Genomic DNA, 21,692 nt, shown 5'->3' with positions numbered 1-21,692 from the left:
AAATTGAACTACAAAAAATGGGCCATGTCCTATAAGAAATAAGACATGGCCGCAAGATATTGATAGTGTGGATGGGCAATATTTTATAGTTTTAAATTTTCTCAGTTCAAACGGTCCTGGCCTCATCACTGTGCCAGCCGTTTTCCTCCGTATAAATCGCAAAACGCTTTATAATCTGGGTTTTCCCATGTTTTCTCCTCGAACGTTGTGTATGATACGACAACTGCTTTAAATGTATCCACACCACAATCTTCATCAATGGCATACCCCTGGGAATCACCATAAGAACTGCCTGGAACCAGATTAATATTCTCAAATAATACTTCCGTCACATATGTGGAATCGCCATAGCTCAGATGTCCCTTGATTTTCACAGGAAGACCATTGGCATCCCAGCCAACATAGGCCACAACCGCATCACGGATGTCCTCCTCTGAATTATTCTGAATTACGGCCTGAAGCATATCCGGATACAGTGACTTATATCTCTCATCCTGAACCACATACTTTGTGCTGCTCACAAACACCGGCTGTCCGGCCAAAGATGCCTCCAGTTCTTCCGCGGATGCATTTTCCACTCTTGTCCCTGACGGAGCCTCTGACTTTGCAAAAGTCACATCCTGCATCTCCACTTCAATTTTAATATCATCGGAATACTTCTTTCCCTCATAGGCCTGGCGGAAGCTGTCTACATAAGGATTCTTCCATTTGTCACCATCAAATGTTTCAAATGACAGTATGATGGGTTTAAATGTATCCACCTTACAGGATTCATTAATGGAAAAACCGAAATCCTCCCCAAATGTACTTCCGCCCACTAAATTGATATCACTATAATTTACTTCTGCAAAATAGTCTCCTCCTGAAAAGTCCATGTTGCCCACCAGCTTAACCGGAAGATGATTGCTGTCCCAGGCCACAAAAGCAAGAACCGCATCTTTAATGTCCGCATCCGTGTTATTCTGAATCACCGCATTCAGCATATCCGGGTAAAGAGACTTATACTGTTCATCCTGTACAAGGTATTCCGACTTAACAACCGAAACCGGAAGGCCTGACAGCAACTCATCAAATTCTTCTACAGACAGTTCCTTTACCTCTTTAGGAGGAACTGTAGTTTCAGCCTCAGTGGTTTCCTTTTGTGTTGTCTCCTTTTGCATGTCCGCTGTTTCGGACGCACTCTCCTGTGCCTTCTCCGTGTTTGTTGCAGCGGATGTCCCCGAACCTCCGCAGCCCCCTAAAATCATTGCAGCTGATAAAATCACCAGAAACGATTTTTTCATATGTATACTCCTCCCCTTTTTTGTTTCATTTTAACACTTATTCAGGGAATCGTCCACCTAATTGTAACGCATTGGTAACTATTGGTAATTATCCAGCTGTTTTTCAGCCACTTTTATTAACTACAGATGCTTTATACTCCCACTACTTATGATACGGCTCCCCCGAAATAATCCTGTAACTCCTGTAAACCTGTTCCAACAGCACCACCCGCATCAGCTGATGCGGAAATGTCATCTTAGAAAAGCTCAGGGCAAAGTCCGCCCGCTTCATAACGTCCCCGGACAATCCCAGCGAACCTCCTATGACAAACACAATATGGCCTACCCCATCCACTCCCAGCCTCTGAATCCTGCCTGCCAGCTCCTCGCTGGTCAGCATCTTCCCCTCAATGGCCAGGGCAATGACGTAAGCCCCATCTTTAATATTAGAAAGGATGCGCTGTCCTTCCTTTTCCCTAATCTGCCGCTCAATGGCCTCGCCGGCCCCGTCCGGCGTCTTTTCATCCGCTACCTGGATGATATCCAGTTTACAGTAGCGGCTCAGGCGCTTGGCATACTCCCTGATGGCATCCTCAAAATATCGTTCCTTAATCTTTCCAACCGTTACAAGGGTAATCTTCATCTGCTAAAACTCCAGTATCATATCGTACCACACAGCCCCGCCGTGAACGGATTTGGAAATGCCCATATTCACATATCCAAAGGTTTCATAATACCCAATCAGCCGGTCTTTACAGGTAAGAATAAGTCCCCTGCGCCCCTGGCTCCTGGCCCGTTCAATCATGGCCTTCATCAGACGGGAAGCCACCCCACGGTGCCGGTATTCCTCAATCACATCCAGGCCGAATATACTCTGGTAGGCGCCCTGCGGCTCATGGAGTGAAGTATCCTCAAACATCTCGTCCCCAATGGTCCTCTCATTTGTGACAGCGCCATTGATAAACCCGATGATTCGGTTTCCATCCTCAGCCACCAAAAAACTCTGAGGAAATACATCCAGACGCTCCTTCAAACTTTTTCTGTCTGCTGCCTCCGCTGCCGGAAAGCAGGCTGCCTCCACCTGCACCACTGCGTCCAAATCAGCCGGTACCGCTGTCCTTATGGTAATACCATCCATCTTCTGTCCTCTTTTCGTATCCTTTGCTGTTCTTAAGCCTTTACCCTGAAATAGTATCCCACGCCCCACTTCGTATGTACATACCTTGGGTCGCTGGGACTGGGTTCGATTTTCTCACGCAGCCTCCTCACATGGACATCCACGGTACGCACATCCCCGCTGTCCATGGCCTTATTTCCCCATACATAGGTCAGAAGCGCTTCCCTGCTGTATACCTTGTTGGGATTGCGTACCAGAAGCTCCAGAAGGTCAAATTCCTTGGCTGTGAGATTGATTTCCCGCTCGCCGATAAATACCCTGCGGCTCTCTGTATCCATCTTAAGGTCCCCTGCGCCAATCACGCCGGATTCCGTCTCCTCCCGCTTCTGACGTTTGCTCTTCCCGCTTCTTCGTATGATGGCCTTGATTCTGGCCTTGACCTCCAGTATGTTGAAGGGCTTGCTGATATAATCATCGGCGCCGTACTCCAGCCCCAGAATCTTATCCATGTCGCCGCCCTTGGCCGTCAGCATAATGATGGGCATATCCGAAAACTCACGTATGGCCTGGCACACCTCATAACCGTCATACTTGGGCAGCATCACATCCAGAAGCACAATATCATATTCTGTCTTTTTGGCCAGTTCAATGGCCTCCTCGCCGTCATATGCACAGTCCACTTCCATCCCGTCCTGTTCCAGACTGAAGCGGATTCCTTTTACAATTAATTTCTCATCGTCAACCACTAATACTCTTGCCATGTTCCATTCCCCTTATCTATTATTAAACGGCGGCCCGATAACCAAGGCCGCCTGCCGTCATTTACACTGTAATACTGTCCTTAATCTTTTCAAACGCAGCATCCTTGATACCGGATACATTCATAATATCCTCAATGGACTTAAATCCGCCAAACTCCTGGCGGTAATGGATAATGTCATCTGCCCTGGACGCTCCGATTCCCCTGAGGGTCATCAGTTCTTCCCTGGAAGCCGTGTTAAGATTCACCCTGGCCTTAGAACCGCCTTCGCCGCTCCCTGTCCTGCCGGACGTCTGAACGCCTGCTGTTCCGCCGCCCATGGATATACCTGACTGGGTCAGCCCACGGGCCTTCCACTCCTCTGCCTGTTCACGGTCCGGCACCTGTATCTTCATGCCGTCCTCTAACACCTGGGCCAGATTCAGATAATCCGGCACTGCTGCTTCTGAGAATCCTCCCGCCGCCTCAATGGCCTCATATACCCGGCTGCCTGCAGGAAGTCCATATACGCCCGGCGTACTCACCAGGCCGCATACATGAATATATACCAGAGGCATATCTTCCCCGGACAATATATCCTCCCGGGGCAGCGTATCTTCCCCGGACCGGCTGCCTTTCTGGGGCAGCATGCCATCCTGTCCCGACGTACCTTCCTGTCCCGGCACACTGTCCTGTACACGCAGATGCTCTCCATCCGCGTCCCCGGACATGGCCCCGGCCCCGCCTTCCGGTTCGTTCCGGTACCGCGGGCCTTCAATCCCCCCACGTTCCTCAACAGCGAAACCACTGTCAGACTCCAATGCCATAACCATATTTTCCGGTCTGATATCCCGGTTCTTCACACTGCAGCTATAGCATATGCCTGCAGCCAACATACATATGACAATCACTGCCAGTTTTATTACTTTGAAAGATGTAAGTTTCATCTTGGGCGGTATCCCTCCTTCCAGAGAGCACCGTCCCAGCCTGATACTCCTATTCTATCGGAAACCCCCTGCAAATACAAGCGTTAATTTCCAAATTTTATCTTTCAAAAATTACAATTCCGCCTATGGCAATGACCGCCCCGATTATCTTGTTCCACGCAAAGGGGGCTTTCTCAACGCCAAACAGCCCGAACAGCTCAATGGCATAAGCTATGATTATCTGAGAGACCACAATCAGAAGAGCCGCCTTGGCCGGTCCCAGGCTTCCCATGCTCCGGATAACCGTGTAGGTGATAAGTGCTCCCATGATACCGCCCACAAGCACATATTTGGGCGTAACCTGCATGAGGCCGGCCACAGGCTCCCTGCCTGTAAACAGCCATATGACCACGCAGGTAATAAAGGCCGTAAGCTGTACCCAGCCCGCAGCCACCCAGACGCTGGTCTGCTTTGTCACTTCCGTGTTAAATACGCCCTGTATGCTCATTAAGGCGCCTGACAGCAATGCTATGATAAATCCCATGTATTATTTTCCTGCCTTTCCATTCATTTTACCGTTATCTTAGCATTCCCACAGGTTTCTATTTTATTCTGGCATTCTCTCTGCATATGATGTATAATCGTTCCGTCAGGAGGCACAGCTATGCTATCATTTATAAAAACATTATTACAGGCCAGCGCATGGCCCATCCAGGCACCTGAGCCATACTCCGCCTTTCACATCCTGCTCTGCGCCGCCGGCATACCGCTTGCCGTCTTTCTGGCCCGGCGCCTGGCACGCACAAGTACTCACCCTTGCGGTGTGCTGTTTATCTGCGGCCTGGTTTTAGCTGTCAGTGAACTGTATAAACAGGGCTTCCTATATTTTGTCGCAGGCCAGGGCCGGTACAACTGGTGGTATTTTCCCTTCCAGCTGTGCAGCGTTCCCATGTACCTGTGTCTGATACTTCCGTTATTCAAGCATACGCCCCATTGCCGGATGGAGAAATGCATTTGCACCTTCATGCAGGATTTTGCACTTTTGGGAGGCGTCATGGCCCTGGCTGAACCCAGCGGCCTCATGCACCCCTATCTGCTTTTGACCCTCCATGGGTTTCTGTGGCATTTCATGCTCATCTTCATCGGCCTGTACTGCGCCATGACCGGACTGGGAGGCAGAACCCCAGGCGACTTTGTATCCATGCTCCCCCTGTTTTGGGCCTGCGTATGCATAGCCACGTTCATAAATGTGGCTTCCCATCCCTACGGCAATGCCGATATGTTTTATATCAGCCCCTATTATCCAAACGGACAGATTGTTTTCCACCAGATTGCCCTCACCATAGGTACGGCCCCAGGAAACCTACTGTACCTGGTAGCCATGGTTCTGGGAGGCTTTATCTGCCACCTGTCCCTGGGCCGGCTGTTTCCCCGGTAACCGTTCTGACGGTTACCGCCGCCCGCCTCCAGCCATCCATTCAGACATTCAGATTTTCAGTCATGCAGATTTTCAGTCATTCAAAAAGCCGCCTTTGTCCGGTATCCGGCCAGACCCAAGGCGGCTTCTTCCATGCCCTCTTTCCTTAATACGTTCCCTTTTTCAAAAGTTTGCGCAGATAGGCAAAGGTGGCTTCCTCCCCCTGGTCCTTCAGCATGTGGAGAAGCTTCTCCAAAAGCGCTCTGGTCCTGGGATGGATGGTGATATAATTCTTTGTATACTCGTAATATTCTAACGGGGCCGCGCTGGTGTAGGCTTTGCCCTTATACACTTCGCAGGCAGCTATCCGGTCGCAGACCATCTCAGCCACATACCGCAGAGGCATCTTATTTCCCACCAGGCCCTCCTCCTTATGGTTGGAAATGTCAATCCAATACTCATAATGGTGCTTGTTCCTGCCCTTATGGTGAAGCCAGGCCCTGGAATACCCCACAGTCTCACGCTCCGCTGCATTGGGGCTGCGGTTTCCCTGATAATACCTTACCCCGGTCCAGAACTCCTCCGGACTGTACTTGGAGAGATCATGGGTAAGTCCCTGCCAGTACAGGCCAATCTGAAAACAATGCTTCCTGACCAGGTTTCTGTGCCTTGTAATGGTAGAAAAATGGTTCCATATATTACAGATTTTCATTCAAATCCCTTCTTTACACATTAATACGCATGGCGCACTGCATTGAAATATGCTCTAGTATATCATAAATTTCGCCTTTTTGGCTGTATTTCTTCATATTTTAACCTTTGAACAACAGAATCTGAGGTTTATATAAATTGTTTATACTTAATGCCCAAAAACGTTTGACACTTTTCAACATTTATGATATCCTTAGGACAGTTGCGAAATAGTTTGCAACATATCACATTTTTTTATTTTTTATATTTTTTGGAGGTATCGTAATGAAAGGTACAGTTAAGTGGTTCAACAACCAGAAGGGTTACGGATTTATTTCCGACGAGCAGGGAAACGATGTATTCGTTCACTACTCAGGTCTGAACATGGATGGCTTCAAGTCCTTAGATGAGGGCGCAGAAGTTGAGTTCGATGTAGTAAACGGAGCTAAGGGTCCTCAGGCTACAAACGTAACCAAATTATAATCAATGAACAACAGTGTACCTTTTTCAAACATATATCATCACTGATAGAGGTTGAAGTAAGTTATATCTGATTTCAAATGATTACAAGTAAGAGCCAGTCCTGCGACTGGCTCTTATTGTTATTTTGCTTTTTCCAGCATATCCTTCAGTTCATCCACGGAAAACGTGTAATTCTTATTGCAGAAATGGCAGTTCACCTCAATGGGCTTGCCATCCTCTATCATTTCCCCTATATCCTTTCTGCCCACGCTGATCAACGCCTTCTCCACCCGGTCCTTTGTACAGTTGCAGTAAAATGCAGCCGGAAGCCTTCCGCCGATTTCCAGGCCGAATTCCCCAAGTACATACTCCAGTATCATCTCCGGCGTGTTGCCCACGTCCAGCAGGGTGGTAATGGACGATATTTCCTTCAGCTTGTTCTCCAGTCTGCCGATGATATCCTCGGAAGCCCCCGGCATCAGCTGAATGATGAAGCCCCCGGACTGACGCACCGTGTTGTCCTTATTCATCAGGACCCCCAGCGCCACGGAGGACGGAGTCTGTTCAGAGGTGGCATAATAATATGTCAGGTCCTCCGCAATCTCTCCTGTCACCAAGATGGTCTGCCCAACATACGGCTCCTTAAGCCCGATGTCCTTGATGACACTTAAGACGCCCACGCCCAGCGCTCCGCCCACATCCAGTTTTCCCTTTTCATTAGGAGGAAGCATCACCATGGGATTGAACGCATATCCCTTCACATTTCCTCTGGAATCCGCTGTCACGGTCAGGCCTGCGATGGGTCCGTCCCCCTGTATCTTAAGGGTGAGAAGGTCATTTTCCCCCTTCATGTCACAGCCCATCATCACACCGGCCGTCAGCAGCCTGCCCAGGGCAGCCGTTGCCACCGGACTGGTATTATGGGATATTCTGGCCTGTTCCACCAGGTCCCTGGTGGTGGCGGCAAAGGCCCTGATCTGCCCCTGTGCCGCAGTTGCTCTGATTACATAATCTGCCATACGATTCACTCCTCGTCTTTCATTGTCTTTCCCTGTTCCCTCATGATTACATAGATGCGTTCGCTGTCTTCCCGCACCGGATTGCGGGTACACGCATCGTAAGCAGCCACAAACTCCATACCGGCCTCCAAGGCTGCCCGTTTCACCTCATCCAGGCTGTAGGCCTTCTGGAAATGTGTCTCCTCATACTTGCGGTACAGCTGGCCCTCACGGATAAACAGGGTAAGGTCATACTCGTTTATTCCTGAACTTTCATCATAGAAATTGTCCCAGATAAAGCTGCTCTCCTCCCTGGCCTCCGCAAAGGTGTTATCTGCCAGCAATTCCCGGTATTTATACTCGGTGTTCAGGTCAAATATAAATACCCCCCTTGGGTCCAGATAATTATTAACCAGCCGGAACACCTGCACCAAATCCCGGTACTCCATCATATAGTTCATGGAATCACATATGCTGACAACTGCCCGCACCGTGCCGTAAAGCTCAAACTCCCGCATGTCCTGCAGGAGATAAAGAATGTCCTGGCCCGAGGCCGCCCGTTTATCCATTGCCATCTGAAGCATTTCCCCGGAATTATCAATCCCAATCATATCATACCCGGCCTCTGCCAGAAGCCCGGTAAGGCTTCCCGTGCCGCAGCCCAGGTCCAGTACCAGGCCACGCTCCACTCCCTGCTCCCGGAGCAGTCCTGTTACATAGGAACACCACTCCTCATAGGGCACATTATCCTGGAAAATATCGTAGACCTCCGCAAAACTGCTGTAAGCTTCCATGTCCTCATCCTTCCCAACGGCGCCGCGTCTCATTCCCGCAGCCATCGCCAAATCATCAAACTACAAAAGCGCCTGTCCGGAACAGTTCCGGGCAGGCGGGTAAAATCAGGGGCTTTATGCGTTCTTTCCGCAGCACTTCTTATATTTCTTGCCGCTTCCGCATGGACAGGGATCATTTGGGAAAATCTTCTTGCCCTTGCGCACGGTACCGGACGCCTTCTGGGACTTATACAGTTCCTTGCGCTTATCCGGTGTAAGAATCTCGTCCCACTGGGGAAGCTCATACAGCCAGTTAGCCTTCGCCTCTACCATATTGTAGTACAGCTTCTCCGGGTCAATCTCAATTTTAACCTCAGTATCCTCTTCCATGGTATCAATGGGGTTCTCATAGCCCTTCAGGCTCTCATTGATTCCATCCAGGAAACCAGTCATGATAAGGATTTCCGTATTGTACTTCTCTGCCAGGTCCTTTACAGTGCCCGTGATAACCTCTGTTGGGTTAGAAAGAATCTGCTCATAGATTCCCTTCTCAATCTGAAAATATCCAGCCCACAATTCTTCTTTCTTTTTATCATCCAGGCCGTCGCCGTAAGCCAGATTTCTCCATGTCTCTAACAGTGCCATAGTAAAACCATCCTTTTTGTATTATTTATGTTCCAGGGGCTTCCTGTCCAGGGCGCCATGCCTCTTTCTGTCTGCCGGACCGTTCTGCTGCCTGTCCATGGCCGCCCATAACCCTTAGTATATAACAAAACATAAGATTTTTCAAACATATTTTATTTTATACAGCTAAATACAGCCAAATAAACCTAAAACCTGAGGCATTCCCCATACATCCCAATACGCTGTTTTTGTTTCCCCTGCAAATCAAGGGTATTTTTTCTGTTTTTCTGCAAATAATATACCTGAATCCAATTCAATTCAAAAGGAGGCTTTACCATGAAAGTAAACGGAAAAAATGAGAGCATCAAATGTACCATCAAGAATTGTGCTTACAATGCACAGTCCGAGGATTACTGCACCCTTGAAGCCATCAAGGTCGGAACTCATGAGATGAACCCAACCAAGAAGGAATGTACAGATTGCGAGTCTTTTGTAAATAAGGCTCAGTAATTCCGTTCTCAGGGACTGTGTCCGGACAGGATATATTGCTGTCTGGCACAGTCTCTTTTTTCTTTTATTTATCAGACAATAACATATTATCCACATTCTTCTCCACAACATTGTGGATAACTCGACAAATTCGTTGATTTATCCGCAAGCCTGTCGAAAACAGTCAAAAAGAAAAGCACCCGCAGTGATATAATATCATCAATCACAGTGGATGCTTCCTATGTTAACATGGTTTTCTCTTTGTATTTGGTCCCATTCCTTCCCGCCTGGAATTATGGGTCTGGTTCTGGTTTTCCGGCTTTACCTTTTCCGTAATGCTGTTAAACATTTCATTTGACTTTTTTCTGGCCTGCTTTTCTTCTTCATATCTGTCCATATCCGTCTCCCATCTGCCGCCTGCATCCGCGGGTGCACACACGGTGCATACACGGCTGTGATTTCTCTGACAACAGTATGTCCCGAAAAGAAGAAAAATATGTAAAAAGTTCTAAACTTAACTTGTATTTTTTTCCAACCGTGCTATAATCGAATCAATGGGGACATAGCTCAGCTGGGAGAGCGCTGCGTTCGCAACGCAGAGACCGCGGGTTCGAATCCCGTTGTCTCCATTTTATATGGTGTGCCAAAACCCTTTGCACAGAAAGGATTTTGGCCTTTTTATTTTATATCCCCCTATAAATTCCATATACATCCCAAATAAAACCTGTAAAACATAAAAATCATCCGTAAAATGAATGAAACCAGGAGGAACTACATGATGAATGATGAAATCTTTATGAAAGAAGCCATACGCCTGTCCCAGCTGGCTGTCAGCCATGGAAACGAACCCTTTGGAGCAGTGCTGGTCAAGGACGGCGAAATTATCTTCAGCAACGAGAACCAGATTTATACCGGCTCCGATCCCACCTTCCACGCAGAAGCCGGACTGCTCCGGCGTTTTTGCGCAGAGACGCATATCACGGATTTACGCGAATATACACTCTATTCCAGCTGTGAACCCTGTTTCATGTGCTGCGGCGCAATGGTATGGACCAAATTGGGGCGGCTGGTCTATGGCGCCAGCGATATTGATTTGTGCAGCATACTTCATGAGAAAGGAGCCGAATGCTGCAAAATCGTCTTTGAGCATTCCCCCTGGAAACCGCAGGTTACGTCCGGGGTCCTGAGGGACGAAAGCCTAAAGATATTGACAGCTTATTTTTCAAAAAATACAAAAGGCTGAGACATTCTCTCTGCTGCCTGACTCCGGGGTTCTTAGATTCTATGGATGAACCGGCTGATTCCGGAAAGACCAATACAACGCCCGGCGTCTTGTGCGAAAATGGCAGGGTGGGCATAAAGCCGCCTGCCAAGCCGTGCAGCCTTAACCCAGACAGCCTCTCCCCGCCATCAAAATGGAAGCTGTGCCGGTGTATACTGGACCGTAATCCATTTCAGCTCCGTAAACTCGTCAATGGAATAGGAACCGCCTTCTCTTCCCACGCCGCTGTTCTTGACTCCTCCAAAAGCCACAGTGGAGTTATCAGAAACCGTCGCGTTATTGATATGCACCATACCGGCCTCCATGTCAAGAGACAGGGACATGGCCTTTGACAAATCATTGGTCAGAAGTGATGAGGAAAGTCCGTATTGGTTGTCATTGCAAAGGCGGACAGCGTCCTGCGCATCCACTGCCTTAATGATGGAAGTGACCGGCCCAAAGCTTTCCTCATAGAATATCCTCATATCCGGCGTTACATCCTTCAGCACTGTGGGCTGGTAAAAGTTTCCCTCATGGGTCCCGCCGGTCATCAGCACGGCGCCTTTGGATACAGCATCCTGAATCTGGCTGTCAATGATCTGGCACTGCTCCTGTTTAATGAGAGGCCCGATGATGGTATCCTTCTGGTGCGGATCCCCTACCTTCATGGTTCTGGCATAGGCAGCAAACGCTTCACAGAACGGGTCGTATACCGGCTCCTCCACAATCAGCCTAGATGTACACATGCATATCTCTCCCTGATGGAAAAATGCTCCGAATCCCGCAATCCTGACAGCCTGTTCCACGTCAAAATCCTTTAAAAGGATAAGAGGATTCTTACCGCCCATTTCCAGAGAATATTTCTTAAAAAGAACGGACGCTTTAGAGGCAATCCCCCTGCCAACAGCAGTAGAGCCGGTAAATGCCACCATACGGATGCGTTCATCTTCAATAAGCTTGTTTCCAACCTCCTCACCGGAACCAGGAACCAGATTGAACACACCTTTTGGAATTCCTGCCCCGTCCAGGGCCTTGGCTATCATCACACCTGAAACAGGCGTTGCGCTGGCTGGTTTGAGCACAAAGGTATTGCCTGCTGCCAGGGCAAAGGCCACCTTTTTAAGAGCCAATAACAATGGGAAATTAAAGGGAGCAATCCCTGCAACCACCCCCAGGGGAAGCCTTCGGATCATGGATATTTCCCCCGCCTCCTGCTGCTGGACCTGGCCGAATACCCGCCGGCACTCACCGGCTGCTGTTCTGAGTATATCCACTGCAAATCCAGCTTCAAAGTACGCCTTTCCAAAAGCAGAACCGCTTTCCCCCATCAGCACATCCGCCACCTCATCCATGTGCTCCTGCATCCAGTCAGCTGCCTTCAGAAGAATCTGCTCCTTTTGGGCGGCCGGTGTGTCTGCCCACGGCCTCCATGCCCTTTGGGCAGCTGCAATAGCCTCCTCCACTTCTGCCCCGCCTGCAAAATGCACCCTGGCAAACACAGAATCATCAGCCGGATTCTTATCCTCAGCCACATATCCTGTCACAGTGTCCTTCCATTCCCCGTTTATGTATAATTGATATTCCATTCTCAATGCCTCCTATCTCATCTTCAGCAGGGCTTTAATGGCTTTCCCGCTGTGGGAAGCCTCAAACGCCTCATTAATCTCATCAAATTCAAACACGCGAATCAATTTGTCAAAGGGGAACTTTCCCTGCTTGTAATATGAAATCAACTGGGGGATAAACAGTTTGGGATTTGAATCCCCTTCCACAATGCCTATGAGGGACTTTCCCTCGCCCATCAGCTCCTCCTGGACCTGTATGGTCAGCTCTCCCGTCACACCCAATACCACGGCCGTCCCCAGGAATTTCACACAGGCCAGTGCCTTTTTTACAAAGTCAGGTACGCCGCTGGTATCAATAGCATAATCCGCTCCGCCTTCCGTAATTTTCTTGATTTCACTTACAATACAGTCACATTTTTTCCGGTTGATGGTATGGGTGGCTCCCAGTTCTTTTGCCAGGACAAGGCTTTCTTCATTTCCGCCCACTGCAATAATATTTTTACAGGGACACAGATGGGCTGCCATGATAGCACTCATGCCAACTGTACCGCAGCCAAACACCACCAGGCTTGAGCCGGCCGTGGGTTTGAGCCGGTTCAGGACAGCGCCCGCTCCTGTCTGGATTCCGCATCCCAATGGTCCCAGGATATCCAGTTCCAAATCCTCATCCACTTTAATGATACTGTTCTTATGGACAACGGAATAGGTTGCAAAGGAGGATTGTCCGAAAAAGGAAGAAATTTCCTGGCCATTCTTGGACAGACGCTTAGTGCCGTCGCTCATGACACCGCCAAAATTAATGGCATTAAAATTCTCGCAGGCATAGGGTCTGCCCGCCAGACAGCTCTTACAATGTCCGCAGTATCCGAAGGAAAATACCACATGATCCCCCTTCTGAAACTCCGTCACTCCCTCTCCCACCTTCTCAACAATCCCACATCCCTCATGGCCCAAGACGGCCGGGAGTGGTACCGGAATCATCTGATGCTGCGCCACCTCATCTGTGTGGCATACACCGCTGGCCGCTATCTTTACCATCACCTCCCCTTCACGGGGATCCTGCAGGTCCAATTCCTCAAACTGGAAGGGCTTACCTTTCTCTCTCACAACTGCTGCTGTTATCTTCATCTGTTAAACCTCCCTCTCTCTTATTTATTGTACCATCATATCACTAATCGCGATAACTTAGAACAATAGTTTGTATTTTAACATATTTACTAATATTTTAACGATAAATCAAAATATTTTTTACAATTTCCGACTTCATTCGACTATAGTCATACATTTATTTACATTCAGGGAATTCATCTGCCCGGCAGGAGTTCAGCCGACCAGCAGGAGTTCAGCCCCAAAACAGCTTAATACGAAAATATATTTTCTGAAATGCAAAAAAACCAGACGTCACAGCCTGGCCATTATATCTCTAAACCTGGTATATTCGGATTTCCTACCATGCTTCAGGCGGATCCGTTACCTGGCTTTTACTGTACTCGAATATTACCTTGTTAAAATCCTTCCCCCGGTCCAGATTATATTTACTGTAATAGAGCCACACAGTCAGTTTATCGGGTGTTCCATTCATCTCATTATGCTGGGAAACAATACCCTGAACCTCATGGTCAATCCGCCAGGGTTTATATACAATGACATACAGGTCCGTTTCTCTGACATTCAAACCGCTATATGAGAACACCTTATAGATTCTGTAATCAGGCAGCCGAATATAACAGGCCGCCAGGAGCAATACCATAAACAGGCCTGCGGCGGCCATATATTTCCATATTTTTTTCATTTCTCCCCCTCCATTACTAATAGAACGGAGAAGTGTATAATAATTCCCTTTGTTCGGTCAGTATGCTTGTATTTTTTGATTTATTTCCGACACTTATAATATCAGGAGAACTATTACGATAAAACAATACACAATATGAAATAAGGCCCGAAGCAGCTTACAATTTTGTTCTTATACTGCGGAACTTCGTGAGAAATGAAAGCCTCACAATTTCTATACGGTTATGAGAGCCCTCTCTTGGATGCATTATCGTGATGCATTATCGTGATGCATTATCGGGGTACATTATCGGGGTACATTATCGGGGTACATTATCGGGGTACATTATGAAAGACGCATTATACCAAGGACCATTGTTTATGGTACATTTTATCGCTTATTTTTTCTGTTTATTTTTTCTGTTTTTACTGTTCATTACAAGAATTGCTTGCCATCCTCCCCGCCTATATGATATAATTAATCTCGTTGGAGACATAGCTCAGCTGGGAGAGCATCTGCTTGACGTGTAGAGGGTCGCAGGTTCGAGTCCTGTTGTCTCCACTGGATATTTGTGCCGGAACCTTTGTTTTTACAGGGTCTTGGCACATTTTTTATTATTCTGATGACAATTGTTCAAAAAGGGACTAAACCGATTGGCCTAATCCCTTCTCTGCAAACAGTTTTTCAATTACTATCATTCTCTTTCCCGTTCCAGATTCCGTTCTTATCCACGTACCATCCGTCGGTTCCCAGGCCACACGTTCATAGGTACTGCCATCATGCCGATTAAAATATCTCTCTTTCCATATCTGTAATCTCAGCTTCCGTACTCTCTTCTATAAAATACCGTATCTCCTCCATCACACTGTCGGCTTGGGCGCTATGCGGTACGATAGCAGCCACGCCAATGACAATGGTCTGGTGTATATCCTGCTCTCCCACCTCTGCCACAGCCACGTTAAATTTGTTCCGCATTTTAGACAGCAGGCTTTTAACAACCATGCGTTTTTCTTTCAATGAATGAACCCAGGGCGCATGGAGCTTGATTTTTAATGATAATATCAGCATTTCGTCCACCTCGTAATCAAATACACTACGTTACAATTTCTCATCTTTTAATTGTGTCACTTCCATCCACTTTGTCATGGGTAATTCCAGAATGACCTTAATTATAAATATCCAATCCCTTCATATTTATAAATAAACTCCTCTCTGCCACTTATCCACAACCATAATACCACTATATATAGATAAACACAATATCAATCCTGATTATCTTGTGTTTTTAGTGGATAATGTGGATAAGTGTGTGGATAACCGGTGGATTAAATGTGGATGCAAACCGTTTTCTTTTTATAATTCCTTTTTATGGTTCCCTTTTACGGTTCCTCCATCCATATTTCATTTCCCGCCGTTTTATTTACCATTTTATTTGTCTCCCAAAAATATTGCCCCATGATTTATAATGTAGTATGATTAGGATATATTATCTAGTAAACTGACCTATCAATCACACCACAGGAGGTATTAAAATGAAATTCTTCACCAAGGCACTCATCATCCTGGCGGTTATTCTCCTTATATTGGCATTGGGCGACAGCATATTCAACGGTCTTTTCAGCAATGACGGTTATCGCCCCGTAACCCAGCAAATGAAAGAGATCATGACAGGAACCGATTAGGTTCCTTTTTTGATACCCTGTCGCTGATATTCACAATTTTCTTACAAATCGTTCATATTTTCGCTACAGGATGCTCATAGGATGCTCATATTTAGCCCATATACTATATCTTGTAAGTTGATATTGCTAATCAGACTTTTTTTCATAATACAGCCGGCAGGAGAAATCCTGACCGGCTCCTCCCTTTTTTAAGGCTTTTTGACCTGTACTCTTCCTCCCACACCTTGTCCACCCGCGGATGAGGGCTCCAGATTCAAACAATATCTGACGCCTCCCCCAGTTTATATCTGACAAAAATAAAAATACTCCACCTCATTGATGATAATACTCATATTGGGGTTATCCAGCAAACTTCTTGTCCTGTTTATAACATTTATGAGCGACTTCTTATAGGTTCTGCTATCAGCCACCTCCACCGGGTTCCTGACAGCAGAGACACAATGCCCTACTTTCCCCAGTTGGCAGCCGCGTATCTCACCGCATATCAAGCTGTGTGTTGTCACTGTCCCGGTGACATAGACTCCTGTGGAGCCGTACTCCTCGTCCGCAGCCATTTCCCAGCATCTTCCCACAAAGTCGTCTGTGTAATATTTTGTATCAATCCCAAAAAATGTGATAATATACTGCTCTGTTGTCATATTAATACCCGCAGCCTTTTACAATATCTTATTCAGACATAGCGCATTCATTGCAGGTCCACATATCCTAAAACAGATTCAGAACAGTGATACTCCATGGATTCCCCCTTCTATTCCTCCCTGCCTATCTGCTTTATGATTTGATTGACATACGTGCTCAGCCCTGCCAGCAGGATTCCCTGGGTTATGGCGGTAAATATTGCCATGAAAATTTCCTGCCCAGACCGGCATGTACTTGTGGCAAGCACATAAATCCCGCATATGACAATTCCCAGGCCGCCGTTGATTAAGGGGATATATCTGTCCTTCACCGCCTCACTCTGCTTAATCCACATGCCCACAAAATACAGCACAAGAGCCACCACAATTAACTCCGGCTTTACATAATCCGTTATCTGCATACACACTTTCCTCCTGTTACTTGTCTTACTATCAGTATATTAAGCTGAACAGGTTTTGACAGTCCCAAGCCCAAAAAAGAGAAGCCCTACGGCTCCTCTTCCATTTTCCCATAAACCTCAGTATCTGCTTTCTGTCTCAGTGTGTTAGGCCCCAGATACTCGCCACCGTGCCATCTGGGATTGAATGTCTCTACATTCTTTGCCTGCTCTTCCAGTTCCTTTGTGGATTTCTGCTCTCCCTGTTTCATTTTCATCACCTCTGGGATAGTATGTACCATGACAGTGGGAAACATGTATCAGATATACAGTATCAGAAATCTCCGCCCCGGCAAAGCCCCTGTGTTTAAAAAATCAGCCCCGGCACGCCACTGGCGCCGGAGCTGATTTAAAAAGGGGAGGATAAGTATTAATTATTTTCTCTTTCGTGTATACTCCTATTATGGCCCCATCCCAAAGAATTATACACACCCGATACATTTTTTTAATTTATTTTCCTCTCCCCTGTTTTTCCCGCCATTCCCGCTCCCCTGCCGTCTGTTTTATTCCGCTCTGGCTCTACAGTATCATCATCAGTGTCCCGGTTATCAGCACCGTGCTGATGACGACGGATATAGAGTTCACCGCGCTTGCCAGTCCCACATCCGCCCCCAGGTTTCCTGTAAATGCAGGTGCGGCAGAGGACATGGGGCTGAGGGCAAGTATGGTCAGAGCCTGCCTGTATTCTATCCCAAAGGGCAGCAGGAAATAAAAGACCAGAGCCAGTACAATGGCCAGTGAATACCGGGCCGCAAGTATCTTCACGATTTTACCCGGCTGGCTGCTGTCCCCGTTCAGCTTAAATCCCACCCCAATCATAAGCATGGCCATAAATGCATTTGCATTTCCAATCACTCCGGTAAATGAGGTAATGGGGGCCGGCAGTCCCACATGGAGAAGCGACAGCACGGTCATAATCAGATATGCGTCAAAAGGAATGGATTTGAGCAGCGTCTTTATAACCGGAAACATGCTGAACCTGGCGTTCTTCTCCTTTGTCGCCACCGCCGCGCTGTAGGCCCCGCCCAGACAGATAAACGCGTTTCCGGTATCAAACAGGCTGGTTGCCACCACACCAACAGGACCCAGGAAGCTCTGGGCAAAGGGCATGGTAAAATTACCTATATTGTATCCTGGCAAATTCAGTATATTGAATGCCCGTTCTTCCCGATCTTTTCCGATACTCATAAAAAAGGCCACGGCGATATACAAAATGCCGCCTGCAAAGCCCAGCAGTGTCACCACCAGCATGGACGGCTTCAGGTCGATCCCTGAAAAATTAGATATAATCGCCGCGGGAAGGGTTATTTTAAGTACGATTTTCGATAAGACATAAAAATCTTCCTCCTTAAAAAAGCCTGCTCTTCTCAACAGATTTCCCATTATTATGACAGCCACAAAAGAACCGGCCTTCATCAACACTTCTGCCATTTTATCATTTCTCCCATCCGTTTTCTCTTCCCGCCCCGGCTTTTGATTTAAACCTTTTGTTTTAAACCTTCATTTCGCAAATCCTGGTAATCGCAAGTCCCTGTTATAATATCAAAAACAACGGCAGACTGCAATAACAAAACAATATGAGGCAGGCAAATTGAGGCAGACAAATCCCCAGGAATCCCCGAACAGCTCCAGTACATCTCCGGTACACCCACAGTATAATCCAAGTACATCTCCAGTACAGCAGGAGGACAGAAAGAAAGACCGGACGCCCAACCTGGCGCCGGTCTCTCCAATCCCTTTGCGAAACAGCACACATGCTCACATGTGTCCCAGTCCTCTGTCTCCTTTAAAGGGCAGATTTATACTCCGGATTCCCGTACCGCCTATACATATCCCAGCAGTCCCGGCAGCCACATGGACAGAATCGGAACATAGGATACAAGCAGCAGTACAACAAATATAGCCGCAAAATACAGCAGCAGGGGTTTAATTACATTTTCAATCTTGGTCTTACCCACCTTTACACCTACAAACAGCGTCGTTCCTACCGGAGGCGTGATGGTTCCGATACACAGGTTAAATATCATCATTATACCGAAATGTACGGTATTCATACCCAGGGCCTGGCAGATTGGCAGGAAGATAGGTGTGAAGATAAGACAGGCCGGCGTCATGTCCATAAATGTACCGATAATCAGCAGGAGGATATTGATAATAAAAAGAATCACATACCGGTTGTTGCTGATACCTAACATTGCCTCTGACACGGCTGTGGGGATTCCGGTAAAGGCCATAACCCAGCTCATGATGCTGGACACGCCAATCAGGAAAATAATGATGCCTGTCATCTCCGCGCTGTCCAGGAAAATCTTAGGCAGCTCAGAGAACTTTATGGACTTATAGAAGAACAGGGAAAGAATCAGGCTGTACACCACCGCCACCACGCTTCCCTCAGTTGCGGTAAAAATACCGCTGATAATACCGCCGATAACAATGACAATCATCAGCAGACAGGGAATGGCCTGGAAGAAAACCTTTACCTTTTCACTGTTGGAATATTTCTTTGTGCTGCGGTACCCTTTCTTCTTGGCAAAATAGAAGATAACCGCCATGCAGGCAAGGCCCCAGAGGATGCCCGGAATGTATCCCGCCATGAACAGGGCTGCCACCGAGGTGCCGCCGCTGACCAGGGAGTAGGTAATCATTACATTGCTGGGAGGAATCAGAAGGCCGGTTGGCGCCGTGGCAATATTAGCAGCAGCAGAGAAATCCCTGTCATAGCCCTCCTCTTCCTCAATAGGCCCGATGATGGAACCCATGGCGGAGGCAGCTGCGGTACCGGAACCGGATATGGCGCCGAACAGCATGTTTGCCACTGCGTTGGTATGGGCCAGGGCGCCGGGAATGCTTCCTGTAAAAAGCTTTGCAAAGTTGATGAGACGGATGGCAATACCGCCCTTATTCATGATATTTCCTGCCAGGATGAAAAACGGAATGGCAAGAAGGCTGAATACGGATATGCCTGAAAAAATTCTCTGTGCCCCTGTAAGCACGGCTGCTCCCGTATTGAGTACCGGAAGAATGGCACAGATGGATGACACTGCCAGGGCTACCGCAATGGGAACCCCCGCTAAGAGCATCACTACTAAAAGCACCAAAATAATCAGTCCGCAGACTACTGCTATATTCATACTCCTGCATCCTCCTTTTTGCCAAAATCCGTGTGCAGCATGTCTGCCGCGTTCATCAGACTGAACATCATGATAATAATGCCTGTCACAGGTACAATCACATAGATATATCCCATAGGCACCCTGAGGGATGCTGTGGTCTGGATCATGGTCAGCTTTGTGATGGAGATACCTCCGTAAACCATGACCACACCGGCAAAGGCAAAGGTCAGCAGGTCAATGATGACTTCCAGGTATTTCTTGGCGGAACCGCTAATCTTATCCGCCAGAAATCCCATCCTCATATGGTCCCTTTTGCCGAACACATAGGCGGAAGCCAGCAGGGCCATCCATGTGAAGCTGTAGGTTAAAAGCTCCTCTGAAACAGTACTGGGCTTATTGAAGAAATAGCGGGTAACAATCTGGTAGGTCCCGATTATAGTCATCAGCATAAACAGGCAGATGATAAAAACTCCCAGAATCTGCATGATTCTGGCTCTCACTTTATGCATTGTCTCCATCCTGCTTTCCTCCCTTCGCTTTTTCGTTTATTTCCTGGATATGATTGTACAGGTCCACAATCTTGGGATTATCCTTTAACATGGTCTCATGAAGAGGCAGCACCTTTTGTTTGAACGCATCCACGTCCACATCTATAAATTCCACGCCCATTTTATTCTGTGCAATATCCTTGGCTTCCTCAATGCTCTTATCCCACTCCTCAAGCTCCACCTCTGTGGACAGGGCTGCAGCGTCCTTGAATACCTGGTATTCCTCAGGGCTCAAACCGTTTAAGAATTTCAGGTTGGCAACCAGCATATCCGGCACCATCTGATGCTTATTATAGGCATAATACTTGGCAACCTCGCCGTGCTTGTTGTTGGTAAGGGCCAGCTCATTGTTCTCCGCACCGTCGATAACGCCCTGCTGGATAGCCGTATATACCTCACCGAATCCCATGGGGGCTGCCGCTGCTCCGAAGGCATTGACCATGGCAACGCTGGCCGGGCTCTGCTGAACCCTTATCTTCTTTCCCTTTAAGTCATCAGGGGTATGAATCGGAGTCTTGGCATAAAAATTCCTGACGCCTGCATTGTACCAGGTAACCACCCTGAAACCGGCTTCGTCCGTGGACTCATAAACCTTTTCCATGTAGTCCGTATCCTGCATTACAGATTTGTACACATCCTCTGAGTCGAAAAGATAGGGCATACTGAATATTTCGTATACGCCTGCAAACGTCTCAAGATTGGCGGTTCCGGCCACAACAAAGTCAATGGCCCCTGTCTGGGTCAGCTCAATGGCCTTCTGGGCAGAACCCAGGATTTCATTGGGGAATATCTGGACCTCGTACTTGTCCCCCAGCCGTTCCTCCACATATTCCTTAAAAGCTAAAAGCCCTATATGCTCCGGATGCGTCTCTGACTGGGCATGGGATACACGGATAATCCGTTTTCCGGAAGTCACTGAGCCACAGCCTGTAAGACCTGCTGCCACAGCAGCTGCAAGGGCGGCAGCCGCCACTCTCTTTATGAATTTTCTCACTTTTTTCATTCCTTTCCCTTTATACGGCAAATTCTTTTGTTTCAATACATCCCAGAAACCTGCGTTCCTGTTTATTCTGGACTGAAATACTGTTTCCCATACCGCAAAACGGCGGCCTTTTGCTGCCCGTTGCCCGGCTCTTTCAGAGTCCCGGCCCTTTTCTCCACAACAAAAGCCCCTTGGCTA

General features: G+C 47.6%; 27 protein-coding genes and 2 tRNA genes. 7 read left to right on the top strand and 22 right to left on the bottom strand.

Going from position 1 to position 21,692, the window contains the following annotated elements:
• Positions 1–125: 125 nt before the first annotated feature.
• The 6 genes from LI015_RS14315 to LI015_RS14290 all read right to left on the bottom strand — a co-directional run bounded on the left by LI015_RS14315 (position 126) and on the right by LI015_RS14290 (position 4,588).
• The gene (locus LI015_RS14315; protein ID WP_002569697.1) at positions 126–1,283 is read right to left on the bottom strand and encodes a DUF5780 domain-containing protein; all 1,158 of its coding nucleotides are present in this window, start codon (positions 1,281–1,283) and stop codon (positions 126–128) included.
• Between the two features lie 142 nt (positions 1,284–1,425).
• Positions 1,426–1,905 carry a 23S rRNA (pseudouridine(1915)-N(3))-methyltransferase RlmH gene (gene rlmH / locus LI015_RS14310; protein ID WP_227125441.1) on the bottom strand — a complete coding sequence of 160 codons (480 nt, stop codon included), beginning with the start codon at positions 1,903–1,905 and terminating at the stop codon, positions 1,426–1,428.
• A gap of 3 nt (positions 1,906–1,908) precedes the next feature.
• Complete coding sequence (locus LI015_RS14305; RefSeq protein WP_002572150.1) at positions 1,909–2,400, bottom strand: GNAT family N-acetyltransferase; 492 nt, start codon at positions 2,398–2,400, stop codon at positions 1,909–1,911.
• Between the two features lie 32 nt (positions 2,401–2,432).
• Positions 2,433–3,140 carry a response regulator transcription factor gene (locus LI015_RS14300; protein WP_002572149.1) on the bottom strand — a complete coding sequence of 236 codons (708 nt, stop codon included), beginning with the start codon at positions 3,138–3,140 and terminating at the stop codon, positions 2,433–2,435.
• Positions 3,141–3,201: 61 nt separating this feature from the next.
• Positions 3,202–4,065 (bottom strand): helix-hairpin-helix domain-containing protein, encoded by an 864-nt coding sequence (locus tag LI015_RS14295; RefSeq protein ID WP_227125439.1) that lies wholly within the window; start codon positions 4,063–4,065, stop codon positions 3,202–3,204.
• Positions 4,066–4,162: 97 nt separating this feature from the next.
• Positions 4,163–4,588 carry a DMT family transporter gene (locus LI015_RS14290; RefSeq protein WP_002569702.1) on the bottom strand — a complete coding sequence of 142 codons (426 nt, stop codon included), beginning with the start codon at positions 4,586–4,588 and terminating at the stop codon, positions 4,163–4,165.
• A gap of 120 nt (positions 4,589–4,708) precedes the next feature.
• On the opposite strand from LI015_RS14290, the gene LI015_RS14285 reads away from it, so the two are divergent.
• A complete protein-coding gene (locus tag LI015_RS14285; RefSeq protein WP_119205669.1) occupies positions 4,709–5,482 on the top strand; it encodes a TMEM164 family acyltransferase in 774 nt (257 codons plus the stop codon).
• Positions 5,483–5,627: 145 nt separating this feature from the next.
• Here the strand turns inward: LI015_RS14285 and LI015_RS14280 are convergent, their stop codons facing one another.
• Positions 5,628–6,173 (bottom strand): DUF5662 family protein, encoded by a 546-nt coding sequence (locus LI015_RS14280; RefSeq protein WP_002569704.1) that lies wholly within the window; start codon positions 6,171–6,173, stop codon positions 5,628–5,630.
• Between the two features lie 263 nt (positions 6,174–6,436).
• Here LI015_RS14280 and LI015_RS14275 point away from each other — a divergent pair, with 263 nt between their 5' ends.
• Positions 6,437–6,634: a cold shock domain-containing protein gene (locus tag LI015_RS14275; protein ID WP_002569705.1), complete on the top strand. Its 198-nt coding sequence runs from the start codon at positions 6,437–6,439 to the stop codon at positions 6,632–6,634.
• 119 nt (positions 6,635–6,753) lie between these two features.
• Here the strand turns inward: LI015_RS14275 and hslO are convergent, their stop codons facing one another.
• From hslO to LI015_RS14260, 3 genes are all read right to left on the bottom strand, one after another.
• Complete coding sequence (gene hslO / locus LI015_RS14270; protein ID WP_002569706.1) at positions 6,754–7,632, bottom strand: Hsp33 family molecular chaperone HslO; 879 nt, start codon at positions 7,630–7,632, stop codon at positions 6,754–6,756.
• A gap of 5 nt (positions 7,633–7,637) precedes the next feature.
• On the bottom strand, positions 7,638–8,405 hold the full coding sequence (locus tag LI015_RS14265; RefSeq protein WP_002578701.1) for a class I SAM-dependent DNA methyltransferase: 768 nt from the start codon (positions 8,403–8,405) through the stop codon (positions 7,638–7,640).
• 114 nt (positions 8,406–8,519) lie between these two features.
• Positions 8,520–9,029 carry an SEC-C metal-binding domain-containing protein gene (locus LI015_RS14260; protein WP_002569708.1) on the bottom strand — a complete coding sequence of 170 codons (510 nt, stop codon included), beginning with the start codon at positions 9,027–9,029 and terminating at the stop codon, positions 8,520–8,522.
• A 315-nt stretch (positions 9,030–9,344) separates the two neighbouring features.
• Here LI015_RS14260 and LI015_RS14255 point away from each other — a divergent pair, with 315 nt between their 5' ends.
• The gene (locus tag LI015_RS14255) at positions 9,345–9,518 is read left to right on the top strand and encodes a DUF1540 domain-containing protein (RefSeq protein WP_002569709.1); all 174 of its coding nucleotides are present in this window, start codon (positions 9,345–9,347) and stop codon (positions 9,516–9,518) included.
• 223 nt (positions 9,519–9,741) lie between these two features.
• Here the strand turns inward: LI015_RS14255 and LI015_RS14250 are convergent, their stop codons facing one another.
• Positions 9,742–9,894 carry a hypothetical protein gene (locus LI015_RS14250; RefSeq protein WP_002584761.1) on the bottom strand — a complete coding sequence of 51 codons (153 nt, stop codon included), beginning with the start codon at positions 9,892–9,894 and terminating at the stop codon, positions 9,742–9,744.
• A gap of 159 nt (positions 9,895–10,053) precedes the next feature.
• Here LI015_RS14250 and LI015_RS14245 point away from each other — a divergent pair.
• Positions 10,054–10,126, top strand: a tRNA-Ala gene (locus tag LI015_RS14245).
• 146 nt (positions 10,127–10,272) lie between these two features.
• Positions 10,273–10,740: a nucleoside deaminase gene (locus LI015_RS14240; RefSeq protein WP_002569710.1), complete on the top strand. Its 468-nt coding sequence runs from the start codon at positions 10,273–10,275 to the stop codon at positions 10,738–10,740.
• Positions 10,741–10,907: 167 nt separating this feature from the next.
• Here LI015_RS14240 and LI015_RS14235 read toward each other — a convergent pair whose 3' ends face one another.
• The 3 genes from LI015_RS14235 to LI015_RS14225 all read right to left on the bottom strand — a co-directional run bounded on the left by LI015_RS14235 (position 10,908) and on the right by LI015_RS14225 (position 14,115).
• Entirely contained in the window at positions 10,908–12,344 is a 1,437-nt protein-coding gene (locus LI015_RS14235) for an aldehyde dehydrogenase family protein (RefSeq protein ID WP_118018669.1), read from the bottom strand.
• Between the two features lie 12 nt (positions 12,345–12,356).
• Positions 12,357–13,451 (bottom strand): NAD(P)-dependent alcohol dehydrogenase, encoded by a 1,095-nt coding sequence (locus LI015_RS14230; protein ID WP_002572146.1) that lies wholly within the window; start codon positions 13,449–13,451, stop codon positions 12,357–12,359.
• A 319-nt stretch (positions 13,452–13,770) separates the two neighbouring features.
• A complete protein-coding gene (locus tag LI015_RS14225; protein WP_002569713.1) occupies positions 13,771–14,115 on the bottom strand; it encodes a hypothetical protein in 345 nt (114 codons plus the stop codon).
• A gap of 467 nt (positions 14,116–14,582) precedes the next feature.
• On the opposite strand from LI015_RS14225, the gene LI015_RS14220 reads away from it, so the two are divergent.
• Positions 14,583–14,655 (top strand) — tRNA-Val (locus LI015_RS14220).
• A gap of 225 nt (positions 14,656–14,880) precedes the next feature.
• Here LI015_RS14220 and LI015_RS14215 read toward each other — a convergent pair.
• Positions 14,881–15,162, bottom strand: coding sequence for a DUF503 domain-containing protein (locus LI015_RS14215; protein ID WP_054353977.1), 282 nt, complete (start codon positions 15,160–15,162; stop codon positions 14,881–14,883).
• A 464-nt stretch (positions 15,163–15,626) separates the two neighbouring features.
• On the opposite strand from LI015_RS14215, the gene LI015_RS14210 reads away from it, so the two are divergent.
• Positions 15,627–15,776 (top strand): hypothetical protein, encoded by a 150-nt coding sequence (locus tag LI015_RS14210; RefSeq protein WP_002569715.1) that lies wholly within the window; start codon positions 15,627–15,629, stop codon positions 15,774–15,776.
• Between the two features lie 281 nt (positions 15,777–16,057).
• On the opposite strand, the gene LI015_RS14205 is transcribed toward LI015_RS14210, so the two are convergent.
• The 7 genes from LI015_RS14205 to LI015_RS14175 form a co-directional block, all read right to left on the bottom strand.
• The gene (locus LI015_RS14205) at positions 16,058–16,414 is read right to left on the bottom strand and encodes a hypothetical protein (RefSeq protein ID WP_227125437.1); all 357 of its coding nucleotides are present in this window, start codon (positions 16,412–16,414) and stop codon (positions 16,058–16,060) included.
• 110 nt (positions 16,415–16,524) lie between these two features.
• A complete protein-coding gene (locus tag LI015_RS14200) occupies positions 16,525–16,815 on the bottom strand; it encodes a phage holin family protein (RefSeq protein WP_002569717.1) in 291 nt (96 codons plus the stop codon).
• Between the two features lie 86 nt (positions 16,816–16,901).
• Positions 16,902–17,063, bottom strand: coding sequence for a hypothetical protein (locus tag LI015_RS14195; RefSeq protein ID WP_002569718.1), 162 nt, complete (start codon positions 17,061–17,063; stop codon positions 16,902–16,904).
• Between the two features lie 307 nt (positions 17,064–17,370).
• The gene (locus LI015_RS14190) at positions 17,371–18,282 is read right to left on the bottom strand and encodes an AEC family transporter (RefSeq protein WP_195638879.1); all 912 of its coding nucleotides are present in this window, start codon (positions 18,280–18,282) and stop codon (positions 17,371–17,373) included.
• A gap of 392 nt (positions 18,283–18,674) precedes the next feature.
• Positions 18,675–19,982, bottom strand: coding sequence for a TRAP transporter large permease (locus tag LI015_RS14185; protein WP_002569720.1), 1,308 nt, complete (start codon positions 19,980–19,982; stop codon positions 18,675–18,677).
• Entirely contained in the window at positions 19,979–20,482 is a 504-nt protein-coding gene (locus tag LI015_RS14180; RefSeq protein WP_002569721.1) for a TRAP transporter small permease, read from the bottom strand. The genes LI015_RS14185 and LI015_RS14180 overlap by 4 nt, the downstream gene beginning before the upstream one ends.
• Entirely contained in the window at positions 20,466–21,515 is a 1,050-nt protein-coding gene (locus tag LI015_RS14175; RefSeq protein WP_002569722.1) for a TRAP transporter substrate-binding protein, read from the bottom strand. Before LI015_RS14175 ends, LI015_RS14180 begins: the two co-directional genes overlap by 17 nt.
• Between the last annotated feature and the right edge of the window lie 177 nt (positions 21,516–21,692).

Origin of the sequence: Enterocloster sp. 210928-DFI.2.20 (genome assembly GCF_020554465.1) — a bacterium.
In the GTDB taxonomy this organism is placed as follows: Bacteria; Bacillota; Clostridia; order Lachnospirales; family Lachnospiraceae; genus Enterocloster; species Enterocloster bolteae.
Note: the sequence above shows the minus strand (reverse complement) of the source record. Positions and strands in the feature narration are given on the sequence as shown.